The 12,495-nt window shown below is 60.3% G+C and carries 11 protein-coding genes; 8 read left to right on the top strand and 3 right to left on the bottom strand.

Going from position 1 to position 12,495, the window contains the following annotated elements; all coding sequences use genetic code 11:
• Window positions 1-4 precede the first annotated feature (4 nt).
• The 6 genes from ACB042_RS03575 (at window position 5) to ACB042_RS03550 (ending at window position 6,757) form a co-directional block, all read left to right on the top strand.
• On the top strand, window positions 5-988 hold the full coding sequence (locus tag ACB042_RS03575) for a DUF58 domain-containing protein (protein ID WP_371177804.1): 984 nt from the start codon (window positions 5-7) through the stop codon (window positions 986-988).
• The gene (locus tag ACB042_RS03570; protein ID WP_258720561.1) at window positions 988-1,509 is read left to right on the top strand and encodes a DUF4381 domain-containing protein; all 522 of its coding nucleotides are present in this window, start codon (window positions 988-990) and stop codon (window positions 1,507-1,509) included. Before ACB042_RS03575 ends, ACB042_RS03570 begins: the two co-directional genes overlap by 1 nt.
• Window positions 1,502-2,545: a VWA domain-containing protein gene (locus ACB042_RS03565; RefSeq protein WP_371177803.1), complete on the top strand. Its 1,044-nt coding sequence runs from the start codon at window positions 1,502-1,504 to the stop codon at window positions 2,543-2,545. Before ACB042_RS03570 ends, ACB042_RS03565 begins: the two co-directional genes overlap by 8 nt.
• On the top strand, window positions 2,542-4,272 hold the full coding sequence (locus ACB042_RS03560) for a VWA domain-containing protein (protein WP_371177802.1): 1,731 nt from the start codon (window positions 2,542-2,544) through the stop codon (window positions 4,270-4,272). The genes ACB042_RS03565 and ACB042_RS03560 overlap by 4 nt, the downstream gene beginning before the upstream one ends.
• Window positions 4,273-4,297: 25 nt before the next feature.
• Window positions 4,298-5,635 (top strand): BatD family protein, encoded by a 1,338-nt coding sequence (locus ACB042_RS03555; protein ID WP_371177801.1) that lies wholly within the window; start codon window positions 4,298-4,300, stop codon window positions 5,633-5,635.
• Window positions 5,636-5,821: 186 nt separating this feature from the next.
• Window positions 5,822-6,757 carry a LysR family transcriptional regulator gene (locus ACB042_RS03550; RefSeq protein WP_371177800.1) on the top strand — a complete coding sequence of 312 codons (936 nt, stop codon included), beginning with the start codon at window positions 5,822-5,824 and terminating at the stop codon, window positions 6,755-6,757.
• On the opposite strand, the gene ACB042_RS03545 is transcribed toward ACB042_RS03550, so the two are convergent.
• From ACB042_RS03545 to ACB042_RS03535, 3 genes are read right to left on the bottom strand one after another with little or no spacing between them, the layout of a single operon-like run.
• On the bottom strand, window positions 6,754-7,554 hold the full coding sequence (locus ACB042_RS03545; RefSeq protein WP_371177799.1) for a formylglycine-generating enzyme family protein: 801 nt from the start codon (window positions 7,552-7,554) through the stop codon (window positions 6,754-6,756). The two genes, ACB042_RS03550 and ACB042_RS03545, sit on opposite strands and share 4 nt — an antisense overlap.
• Before the next feature lie 34 nt (window positions 7,555-7,588).
• Window positions 7,589-8,704 carry a tetratricopeptide repeat protein gene (locus tag ACB042_RS03540; RefSeq protein WP_371177798.1) on the bottom strand — a complete coding sequence of 372 codons (1,116 nt, stop codon included), beginning with the start codon at window positions 8,702-8,704 and terminating at the stop codon, window positions 7,589-7,591.
• Window positions 8,705-8,707: 3 nt separating this feature from the next.
• Complete coding sequence (locus ACB042_RS03535) at window positions 8,708-10,021, bottom strand: anaerobic sulfatase maturase (protein WP_206874584.1); 1,314 nt, start codon at window positions 10,019-10,021, stop codon at window positions 8,708-8,710.
• Window positions 10,022-10,364: 343 nt separating this feature from the next.
• Between ACB042_RS03535 and sbcB the strand changes: the two genes are divergently transcribed.
• Window positions 10,365-11,792: an exodeoxyribonuclease I gene (gene sbcB / locus ACB042_RS03530; protein ID WP_371177797.1), complete on the top strand. Its 1,428-nt coding sequence runs from the start codon at window positions 10,365-10,367 to the stop codon at window positions 11,790-11,792.
• 155 nt (window positions 11,793-11,947) lie between these two features.
• The gene (locus ACB042_RS03525) at window positions 11,948-12,448 is read left to right on the top strand and encodes a hypothetical protein (protein WP_005360277.1); all 501 of its coding nucleotides are present in this window, start codon (window positions 11,948-11,950) and stop codon (window positions 12,446-12,448) included.
• Window positions 12,449-12,495: the final 47 nt, after the last annotated feature.

The following is a 12,495-nucleotide window of genomic DNA, read 5'->3' as shown; positions in this document are numbered from 1 at the left end:
TACCATGACACCTCGCTCCTTATCCCATGACAGGCTGACACAGTGCGGGCAACCGCCCAGTGGTGACCCCCGCATCCACTGTGACTACCTGACGCTGGTCCGGCTACAGGGGCTGGTCGGCCAGTTTTCACTGCTGCCCCGGTTAAACAGCGGCAACCTGCTGTGCGGCCGCCACCCGTCACGCTTTCGCGGCCGTGGACTCAACTTTGAAGAGCTGCGCCACTATCAGCAAGGGGATGATATTCGCACCCTGGACTGGAAAGTGACCCTGCGCACCGGCCGCCCCCATGTGCGCAGTTATAGTGAAGAGAAAGATCGTCACGTGATCCTCTGCGTTGATCAGCGCAGTTGCATGTTCTTCTCCTCGGTGGAGGTGATGAAGTCGGTAGTGGCCGCCGAAGTCGCCGCCCTGCTCGGCTGGCAAGTACTCAAAGAGAGCGATCGGGTCGGGCTCGCCATTTTGCACTGCGATGGCGTGGCGTGGCTGCGCGGCCAGCGCTCCCGTGGCCACTGGTTGGCAGGACTGCGCCAGCTCTGTGCCGCCAATCATGCTCTCTCGGCCACCAGCCGCGACAGCGAGGCGACCGGTCTGGCCCCCCTGCTGGCGATGCTGGGCCGCCTCAAGTTGAAAAATACCACCCTGATCTTTCTTAGCGACTGGGCAGGCGTCACCGAGGCCGACCTGACCCGCCTTGGTTACTTGCAGCAGCACAACGATGTGCTGGCACTGCACATCGCCGATCCCCTCGAGTCTACCCTGTCGACCACAGCCGCTGACGCCAGCTGGGTAGTCGGCGATGGCCAGTACCAGCTCAATATTGCTCCCCACCAGATCCCTGTGCTGGATCAGGGGCTAGCCCACCAGCAGCAACTGAAAAAAGATCAACTGCAGCGACTGATGGCCCTCAAGGGATTGCCGCTTATTACCCTCGACACCGGTGGCCACCACCTCGCCCGCCTCATTACCGCATTGGGAGGAGATCACTGATGAACCACAAGCTGCCCGGCACCTATATGCTGCGCGAATTGCAGGACGTGACCGTACCACCCACCATCAGCTGGCAACCGCAAACCACAGGCTGGCTGCTGCTGGCGCTGAGCCTGGGGGCGCTGGCGCTGCTCTGGCTCTATCACCGGGCACAGCGCTGGTGGCAACAGCGTTACCGCCGTGAAGCGCAGGCGGCCCTGCGCACGATCAACTGGTCTGATGCCGGGGCCAGTCTGGCGCTGTTTCACCTGATCAAGCAGGTGTTGACCCACCTAGATCCCCGGCACGGCAAGCTGTTTGGCATGGCATTGCTGCAGACCCTCGACAATGCCATGGCTGATAGGCAGCCCCGTTTCGCGACCGAACTGGGGGAGCGCTGGCTGGTATCGCTGGTCTGTGATCAGGTGGTGTTAAGCGTCAGTGATCAGCTCTGCCTCGTTTCCCTCTGCAACGACTGGCTTGCCCACCACCAGACTCCAATACAAACAGCCTCGTTGGCGACGGAGGCCCGTCATGCTTGATGCCGGTCTCGAGTTTGCCCACCCCCACTGTTTCTGGCTGCTGCCCCTGCCGTTGCTGGTGTTTCGCCTTATTCCGGCCTATCGCACCCGGCAGAGTGTCATCAAGGTGCCCTTCTTCGATCTGCTGATCGACCTGCTGGATGAGCGGCCGCGTGAGGGGGCAACCCAGCTGACTGCCAGCTGGTGGCAACGGATCGCCCTGACCACCGTTTGGCTACTGGCGGTGGTGGCGCTGGCCAAGCCTACCATCTATGGCCCGCCTCAGGTACGCGAGCGGTTCGGGCGGGATGTGATGATAGTGCTGGATCTCTCCGGCTCCATGGCCGAGACCGACTTCTCCCCCGACCCCGGCAAGTCCCTCAGTCGGCTCGACGCCGCCAAAGAGGTGCTTAAACAATTTGCTGCAACGCGTAAAGGAGATCGACTCGGGCTCATCCTGTTTGGGGATGCCGCTTTTCTCCAGGCGCCGTTTACCGCCGATCTCGACACCTGGCAAACCCTGCTGCAGGAGACCGATGTCGCCATGGCTGGTCAGAGTACCCATCTGGGGGATGCCATCGGTCTGGCAATCAAAGTGTTCAACAACAGTGATCGCCACGGGCAACTAGACCAGAACAGCGCCAAGCGGGAGAAAGTCGCCATCATCCTTACCGATGGCAACGACACCGGCAGTTTTGTCAGCCCGCGGGATGCGGCCCGGGTAGCCGCGGTCAACGGTGTGCGGCTGCATACTATCGTCATGGGGGATCCGGCCACCGTCGGCGAACAGGCACTCGATCTCGATACCTTGCAACAGTTGGCGACCCTGACCGGCGGCCAGTTGTTTCAGGCTCTTGATGAGGCGCAGTTGACGCGCGCCTATCAGGTGATCGGTGAGCTGGAGGCACAACGCTACGAAAGCACCCGCTTTCAGACCCGCGAAAGCCTGCACCATTACCTCATCGCCGTCAGCGTCGGCCTCTATCTCACTCTCTTTTCCCTGTTGACCCTCAGGCGCTACCGCCTGCGCACTGCTCTCTCAGGAGACACGCCATGATGGATCCCCTCTACTGGCAACAGCTCTGGCTGAATGCCCACTTTCTGCGCCCCTGGTGGCTGCTGGCCTTGCTCCCCCTTGTCGCCATCCTGCTGCTGCGCTGGCGCATGGATGAAGCGAACAGCTGGCAACAGCGGCTGCCGACCCATCTGCGCGAGGCGTTGACGCTGGGGGACACCGGCTGGAAAAAGAACCTGCCCCTCAAGGTGCTGGGGCTGCTGATGGGGCTGGCCATCCTGATCTGCGCAGGGCCAACCTGGAGCCGTAAACCCTCCCCCTTTGGCGAAGATCAGGGCGCCCTGCTGATCCTGCTCGATAACAGCGACTCCATGCTGGAAACGGATATCGCCCCCAACCGCTTGACGCGGGCCAAGCAGAAGATCAGCGATCTGCTGGCGACCCGCGATGGCGGGCGCAACGGGCTGGTGGTCTTTGCCGGCTCGGCCCACACCGCCATGCCGCTGACCCGTGACAATGCCGTCTATGACCCTATCCTCGCCGCCATCCGTCCCGAGATCATGCCTAAAGCGGGCAAGCGCACCGAACAGGTGATCCCGCTGCTCACCGAGCTTTTGGCCGATGAGACCGGCAGCACCGTTTTGTTGGTGAGTGATGGCATCAGCCCCTCCGCCATTGCCCCCTTGGCTGACTATTTCCGTGGTCAATCCCGTCAGCTGCTGATCCTGGCCGCTGGCGACCCGGCCCTGAGTGGCAAACGCCCGCTGGAGCTTGCCTCACTACGGCGACTGGCCAGTGACAGCGATGGCACCCTGCTCACCATGACGGTGGATAATGGCGACGTAGAGCGCATCAACCGGGGGATTGAACGCAACTTTTTGATCCACAACGACTCCCTGATGCCCTGGCAGGACATGGGTTACTACCTGCTCTTTCCGGTCGTCGCCCTGCTGCTGCTCTGGTTTCGCAAAGGCTGGCTGGTGCAGTGGGGTCTGGTGGCAGCCATCGGTCTCTCCCTGCTACAGACGACGCCTGCGCAGGCCACCACCTTCTCGCTGGCGCCCGCAGAGCCGACAGAGCCTGCGATCAATCACTGGGCAAAGGAGCTGAAACAGCAGTGGTTAAACCTCTGGCTCACCCCGGATCAGCAGGGGCAGTGGTACTTCCAGCAGGGGGACTATCTGGAGGCGGCTAAACACTATGAAGATCCCTTCTACAAAGGGGTGGCCTACTACTATGGCGCCGAGTTTGCGCTGGCCCAGTCAGCATTCCTGCAAGCCGACTCCGAACAGGCTCTGCTCTATGCCGGCAATGCCCTCGCCAGACAGCGTGAGTATCTGGCCGCCCGCCGGCTGTTCCGGAAACTGGCTGACGAGGCCAGCGACCCGAGCGTGCGTCAATCAGCCGCCCACAACTATCAGGTGATGAGCAGGATTGTTGACGAGATCAACCGCGCCAGTCAGAGCCAGACCGGCACGCCGGATGGACCTGATCACTCCAGTGAACTGCCCGATGATGAGCCACGCAGTGCCGACGGGGCGGAAGAGACAGTGGCTTCATCCCTGATGGCGCGCGAAACCCTGACCGCAGATCAGATCCTGGCCAATCCGGCGCAGGCCGAAAAGTGGCTGCGCCGGGTGGAGTCTGATCCCGGTGACTTCCTGCAAGCCAAATTCCGCCTCCAGCTACACGCGCAGCAAACGGGCGCAACCGCCCGTCCTCGTTCTGCCACCCACAAGGAACCTACCCATGTGCAACCGGCACAATAAACTCCGCCATTGGCTGTGCAGATATATGGCGACCGCTACCCTGCTCGGGGCTGTGCTGCTCACGGTCGAAGCACAGGCTGCTGAGGCTTCTGATGCGACTGACGCCACTCAGGTAACCCTCAAGAGCTGGTTGAAAGAGCAGGGGGAGGAGAAGCGCCCCTATGCCGTCAACCAACAGATCACCCTCTATCTGGAGCTGGCCACCAACCGCTGGTTTACCGCGGGTACCCGCATCGGCCAGTTCGAGCTGCCGGGGGTCATGGTCAAGCAGCGCAGCGAGCTGGCGACCAACTTCACCCAGCGCCGCGATGGCGAGACCTGGTCGCACCAGCGCTGGGAGCTGACGCTCTATCCCCAGCAATCCGGCCAGTTCGAGATCCCCGCCATCACGGTGCGGGCCACCGTGGCGCGCCCTGAAGGGGGCTCCCGGCAGATCACCCTTACCACCCACCCTCAGCGTTTTGCCGCCGCTCTGCCCGACCCAGCCCTAACGGTCGGCGGGCGTTGGCTGAGCGCCAGCAATCTCACCCTGAGCCAGCGTTGGCAGCGCTCTGCGGATGACCATGCTGACGGCGAGCTGCGGGTAGGGGATGCTATCACCCGCACCGTGACCGCCAGCGGGCAGGATACCCTCTCGGTACTGATCCCGCCGCTGATCACTCCGCTTGCAAGCGGTGGGCGGGTACAGGCCTATCCGGCGCAAGCCCGACTGAACGATACCCAGGAGCGGGGTGAGTACCTCTCGACACGGGAAGATCAGACTACCTATATCGTGCAGCGCGGTGGTGAGTTGACCCTGCCCGCGCTGGAGCTTGCCTGGTGGAACAGCCAGACTGGCCAGCTGCAAACCCTGACCCTCCCTGGGCAGACCCTGCAAGTGCGCCACACTCCCGCCTCCTGGCTGGCGGCCTACTGGCATCGGCTGCTTGGAGTAGCCAGTGGTGTAGCCCTGCTGGTGCTGGCGCTCCTGGCTATAGCCCGTTACTACCGTCACCACCCTCGCCCGCTCGGCTGGCAATATGGGGCCGCCATCTGGAGCAGGCAGTGGGGGGCGGTGCGGGTACTGGCCTATCGCTATCTGCGGGCCAAGAGGGGTTGGCTGGAACTTAGCCGTGTCAGTTCCGATCCGGCTTGGCAGCAACAACAGGTTGTATTCCAGCAAGATCCCCTTGATCGGGCTGATGCGCTCAGGATGGGCTGGCGCCTGCTGGTGCGCCTGCAAAGGCGACGGGGCGCCAGTCTTGGCAACATCCGTTCACGGTTGGGCCACATTATCGGCTGGCAAGCGGCCCTGCCGGAACTGACCCCCCTGACTGGCAAACCGACCTCTGCAGGTCAATCATCCAGCAAAGCAAACAGATAAATAAAGTGCACCACGCAGCAACCAGTCCTGCACTGGTTGTCCCACTTTACCCACTTCATTACACTGCCAAAGTGGGATACCAGCTGGCTGCCACGCCACCTGACTGGCGTAGCAGGTTCTCCCCTCCGGCTACCCGACAGTGCCAAGGCAATGTGAATTTTCCACAAACATGTAACGAGGCCTCTCTTGTTAGACATCAGAAGTACCGAGCTGAACCTGATCCCGATCTTTGTCGCCATCTATGAAGAGCGCAGCCTCTCCCGGGCGGCGACACGCATGGAGATCAGCCAACCCGCCGTCAGCAAGGCCCTCAAGCGACTGCGGGAGATCTACGGTGATCCTCTGTTTAATCGCAAGGTCGTGGGGATGGAACCCACCTCGTTTGCCATCGACATCTATCCGGCGATGGCGGCCGCGCTGAAAAACTTCAGCTCGACCCTCTCTACATCGCGCACTTTCAATCCACGCACCTCCCAGCGAGTCTTCTCCATCGCCTGTGTCAGACTGGTCAGCGCCCAACTGGTCCCGGCGCTGCTGTGCAAGATCCGGGCACACGCCCCAGGTATTTCGCTTGAGGTGCATCCCCTCTTTACCGAGGATATGGAGAGTGACCTGCGGATGCAGCGTTATGATCTCATCATCGACATGACCCAGAGCGGGCGCAGCATGCTCAAGAGCGAGATGCTCTATGGCGAGCAGGTGAAGGTGGTGTGTGCCAGCAACCACCCGCGACTGGGCAGCAACTTGACGGTGGAGGCCTATTTTACCGAGGAGCATGTGGCGTTGGCCCAGTGGCAGGTCAGAGGCAGCATGATCACCGCCGAGCACCTGCCGCAAATGGCCAACCGCAATATCGTGGTACGGGTGCCGACCGCCATGGAGATGCTGCCCATCATTGCATGCAGCGAGATCATCGGGGTTTTGCCTACCTCCATCATAAATACCTTTGCCGGCATGTATGATGTGCGGGTACTCCCCTTCCCCTTCGAGGAATCAGTATTCAGCCTGTCGGCCATCTGGCATCCCAGCCGGACCACCGAGGCGGGCCACCGCTGGCTACGCCAGCAGCTGTTCGAAGTGGTCAGCGAGCTGGGGCTGACCACCTCCATCGTTCAGTCCTAACGGGCATCTCGCACCAGTCGCAATCCCATGTCAGCCATCATCACCGACTGGCTGGCAAAATCACGCCGGAAATTTTCAGACAATTCAGCCTCATAGGCGTAGCTGCCGCCTCGCACCGACTTATGGGCGAGGTGGCTCTTGCTCTCCTGGGCATTGTTCGGGTTCTCTTGAGGAGTGTGGTGATAGAAGGTCTCTTCATAGGCATCAGCCACAAACTCCCCCACATTGCCGGTCATGTCGTATAGCCCCAGCTCGTTGGGCTTTTTCAGCCCCACCGGATAGGCGCGATTCTTGGCGTTGCCGCTGTACCAGGCCACTTCGTCAATCTGATTGGAGCCGCTGTAACGATAGCCTTTACTCAGCTTGCCCCCCTTGGCTGCATACTCCCACTCAGCTTCGGTGGGCAGGCGGTAGTGAGCGCCGGTCAACTCATTGAGCCTTGTCACAAACAGATTGGCCTGTTGCCAGCTGAGGTTGTTGACCGGTACATCCGGCGCCTGGAAATAGCTGATGGAGGGGCCCATCACCGACTCGAACAGAGCCTGGGTCACCTCGAATTTTGCCATGTAGAAGCTGCTGAGCGAGACCGCATGCTGTGGCCCTTCGCTCGCTTTGGCGGCAGGGTCGTTGGAGCCCATCTCAAAACGGCCCCCTTCCACCAGCACCATGTCCGCTTCAATCTTCTGTCGCAGCGGATGGAGCGGCTGGTTGCCCTGTTTGACCGAGAGGGTGCAGCCAGCCACCAGCAGGGTGCCCGCCAGCAACGGAATTGCGAATTTGAACGGTATGATCGTCATAACCTGACCTGTGCAGTAAGAGAAGTGGCAGCCATCACTGGCCAGCGGAAACCGGCGGCGTGCTCGTCTTGCTCGCGCGCTTGCTATTGAGCTCGGCCAGCACCTCGGGGGGCGCTATCTTGCCAAGTTCACTCATGCAGGTGTCGCTCTTGGGGTGATCGTGGCGAAGGTAGATATCGCACACCGCATAGAGCTGCTCCGGCGCGCCGGAGATCCGGTAGGCAAGCTCGAACGAGCCGATGGCTTTCTCGAGATCCAGCGGCTCTTGCAGCACCCCGTTGAGATACCAGAAGTAGCTGTTATTGCCAGCGAGCTCCGCCGCCCGTGCCATGGTGACTGCTGCTTCGCTCTTCTGATCGAGGCGCACCTGGGTCAGCGCCTTGGCGTAATGGAGGTTGGCATTCTGCGGCAGCGCAAGGATCGCCTTGTTGAGCAGGGCCAGCGCCTCGCCATCCCGTTGCTGGGCCCGCAAGTTGTCAGAGAGGCCAAGCCAGAGCTGGGGATTGTCAGGCTGATTGGCCAGCAGTTGTTCGTAGCTTGCCTGCGCCTTGTCCCACTGCCGGGTCCAGCGATAGAGATCTGCCTGCAACAGCTGCTGCGCAGGGTCCTGCTGCCGGGCGAGATACTCGCTCAACTCCGCCAGCGGCTGGCCAATGGCGCTCAGTTGCCCCTCATTCATGGCGCCATAATCGCGAGCCAGATTGAGGGTAGCGGCGCGGCGAACCTCGGCACTGCTGTCAGCCAGCAGTGGTGAGAGCAGTCGCCAGCGGTGCGCAAACTGATAAGGGTCGGCAGCTACGACCGCAGCTTCTCGCACCAGCGCACTCTCGTCTCGCAGAGTTCTGGCCACCGCCACCAGACTGTTCTGGTTCGGATAAGCCGCCAGCTGGCGCAGGGCATCGGCCCGCTTCACCGCTGGCAGGGAGATATCCTGCGCACTGTAGGCCCACTGCTGGATCTGGGCGGCTGAGGGCGCACTGGCCGCCACGGATGCAGTGGGTGCCCCATTCGCTGATGTGGTGACTGGCGGCTCAGGGCTGGCTACCGCCAGTGCTGGGCCAGACAGGGTCATGCCAAGGGCCAGCCACAAGGCGCTCATGGTGCCGGAGCGGGTGTGACGGAACTCGCAGCGACTCAACATGCTCTGCATCGCTTATTTCCTCTGACCATGTGTCATGACGCCGTTATTCATCCCCGCATCACGATACTTGCCATGGGCCACAGGGTAACCGGCACGGCGCAGGATATAGGCCATCGACTGATCGATATGGCTGAAAAACTTGTACCAACCGGCACAGAGGTAATTCAGACCTGCCTCCCCTTCGTGGGTGCGAATAAAGCGGTTCTTCGGGCACTCCCCATAGCAGGCAAACTGGTAGTCACACTGCTGGCATTGGCGGGTCAGGCTGCGCGATTTGGCAAAGCCGAACGCTTGCTGGGCGGGCGAATACGCCAGCTCACTGAGCGGCTGATGGTGGATATTGCCGATCTTGTACTTGGGATAGACATAGTGGTCACAGGCAAACACATCGCCGTTGGGCTCCATCGCCAGCCCCTTGCCGCAGATCTCCCCCAAGGTACAGAGGGGGTTCTTGCGTCCCATCCAGGTCTCGACACTCGCCTCGAAATATTGCACGAAGACCCGCCCCAGATCCCGCTGCACCCACTCATCGAAAATGGTGATGAGAAAATCCCCCCACCCCTCGGCCGAGACGCACCAGGGCTCGACCACCGAATTTTTGTGCCAGGGATTGAGGCGCTTGTCCCCCTGCTTGAGTTGCTCCTGCGGTTGCCAGGTCTGGGGCGCGGTGGTGCGAAAACTCTTCTGCTCGACGATGGGGATAAACTGCATCTGGGGCGACTTCACCTCATCACGCAGGAAGCGATAAACCTCCAGCGCATTCTTGCTGGTGAGGTTGTTCACGCAGGTCAGGGTGGCAAACTTCACCTTGTATTTGTGCAACAGCGCCACCGCCGTCATCACCTGATTGAAGGTACCGCGCCCGGCTCGGTTGACCCGATAGGCGTTGTGAAGCAGCTCGGGGCCATCAATGCTCAGACCGATGAGAAAGTTGTTGGCGGCCAGAAATTCACACCACTCATCGTTGAGCAGGATGCCGTTGGTCTGCAGGTCGTTGGCAATCACCACCCCTTGCGGCTGGTATTTGCGCTGCAACTCGACCACTTTGCGAAAATAGTCGAGCCCGAGCAACGTCGGCTCGCCCCCCTGCCAGGAGAAGATGATCTCGGGGGTATTCTGCCCCTCGATATATTGACGGATATAGGTCTCAAGGGTCTGCTCATCCATCTGGGGCGAACATCCCTTCTTGTATTCCAGCAGATCCTGCTTGCTGAGGTAGTAGCAGTAGGTACAGTCGATGTTACACACGGCCCCGATAGGTTTGGCCATCACATGCATCCGCTTGGATGCCTTGCCGTTGAACTGTGGACCCTGAGTAATCACCATAACTGCACCACCTGCAAAATTGCTGTTTTGAGGCCTGCAGTCTAAAGGCTCCCGCTGTCACACGCTGGTTATACCCCTTATAACCAGCGGATATGGGACCAGGCTAACATTCTGGTGTCATAAAAAATCATCGCATCCTACGAGATAAATTGGTCGTATAGTCCCGGTGAGCAAGACAGAAGTGCATAAGATATCGGGAGCAACCGCCCAATAAACCGCCACCTGCACGGCTCGCCCTTCGTTCTGCCTGCGCTATGGTTTACCATGCAGGCAATTGTGGTGCCTGGCACCGCCCACCCTAGCGCCAGGCGCTACCGTCATCGGATACCTCATCTCGAGCAACATGAGCAAAACAGCACACGCGGGCAACGAGCCAACATTCTATTTCCACGACTACGAGACCTTCGGCATCAGCCCCGCCAAGGACAGGCCGTCGCAGTTTGCCGGTATTCGTACCGATGCGGATTTCAACATTATTGGCGAGCCACTGGTCATCTATTGCAAGCCTCCGGCAGACTACCTGCCGGATCCGGAGGCGTGCCTGATTACCGGTATCACGCCGCAAAAGGCGATGAAGGATGGGCTGTGCGAGGCGGATTTCATTCGCCAGATCCACGAGCAATTCGCCACGCCGAATACCTGTGTGCTTGGCTACAACAGCATCCGCTTCGATGACGAGGTGACCCGCTACACCCTCTATCGCAACTTCTATGACCCCTATGCCTACAGTTGGCAGAACGGCAACTCCCGCTGGGATATTCTCGACATGCTGCGGGCCTGCTATGCCCTGCGGCCGGAGGGGATCGAGTGGGCCTTTGATGATGAAGGCAAACCGAGTTTCCGGCTGGAGAAGCTGACGGTCGCCAACGGCGTAGCCCACGCCAATGCTCACGATGCACTCTCTGACGTACTGGCCACCATCGAGATGGCCAAGCTGGTGAAAAAGGCCCAGCCCAAGCTGTTCAGGTACCTGTTTGACCTTCGCAACAAGAACAAGGTGAAGGCACTGATCGACGTGGTGACCATGAAACCGCTGGTACACGTCTCCGGTATGTTCTCCCCCTGGCAGGGGTGTGCAAGCTGGGTCTCACCGCTCGCCTGGCACCCCACCAACCAGAACGCGGTGATCATGGTCGACCTGACCCGCGACCCCACCCCGCTCATTGAACTCTCCAGCGAGGAGATCCGCGAGCGCCTCTATACCAAGAAAGAGGAGCTGGGAGATCTGGCGGGCATTCCGGTGAAACTGGTACACATCAACAAGTGCCCGGTGCTGGCACCGGCCGCCACCCTGACCGCGGAGCGGGCCGACGAGCTTGGCATCGATCGGGAGCAGTGCCGCAAGAGCCTGGATCTGCTACGCGCCCACCCCGAGGTGCGGGAAAAACTGGTGGAGGTGTTCAATCAGGAGTTCGCCGGCAGCAATGAGAGCGACCCCGATACCCAGCTCTACGCCGGATTCTTTGGCCATGGCGACAAGTCCACCATGGATCTGGTGCGTGCCACCCCCGCGGATCTGCTGGGTGAGCGGGAGTTCGCCTTTACCGACGCCCGGCTGCCGGAGATGCTGTTCCGCTACCGCGCCCGCAACTGGCCACACACCTTGAGCGAAGCAGAGCAGAAACGCTGGCGCCTGCACTGCAGCGACTACTTCAGCCGCCGTCTGCCGGACTATGTGCCCCGTCTCGAGGCGCTGGCCGAGCAAAACCAGAGTAACGAACGGAACTTTGCGATTCTAAAGAGTCTTTATCACTATCTGGAAGATTTATGAGTTGTGAGTAGTTTCACAATAAATCCTTCCCGCCCATCCCCTTCTTCAGGTCATAATGACGAAGGGGATTTCCCCAAAAACCAATATCTTGCAACATCCTGAGCGGATGTCTCCCAAGCAAGAGATCTCTTTGGCCGAACGGAAGCCATTTGCTGATGCCTCGTCACCACGCACTGCTCGGATTACTGGCCCTGCTGCCGCTGGCAGCCAACGCCGCATACCGGTTCGATGTGCCGGATTATCTTGCTCGCCTGCCCGAGCAGACCTATCGCATCGTAGAACAGAACTTCAACACCCTTTATCAGCAGACTGATTTCACTCCCCTGATCACCAACAGCTACTTCAACGGCTCCCATCTCTACAAGTTTGTCGGGGTACCGCTGGCCATCAGCGCCCAGTCAGGTTTCCAGCTGGAGGTGTTTGGTCAGGTCTATAACCGCGCTTCGCAAGCCTATATGCACCTGAGCGAGGATATGTCCCTCTATCGGGTGATGCGGGTCGATCTGATGGGGAACCCCAATGATCAGTTGGCCATCGGTTTTGGTCTGGGGGTGCCCATCACCCCGTTGCTGACCCTCAAGGCGATCGCCTCCGGCAGTGATATCCCGGGCTATGGCTCAGCCAAATACGCCGTCGGTTTTGAGTGGCGTTACTGAAAAACGTGGCTGATAACCGCTGATTGAAACAATTCAGGCTCCGTAAT

Source organism: Aeromonas sp. S13(2024) (genome assembly GCF_041402405.1).
GTDB classification, from domain to species: domain Bacteria; phylum Pseudomonadota; class Gammaproteobacteria; order Enterobacterales; family Aeromonadaceae; genus Aeromonas; species Aeromonas veronii.
The sequence above is the reverse complement of the archived record's forward strand: the minus strand, read 5'-3'. Positions and strand labels throughout refer to the sequence as shown.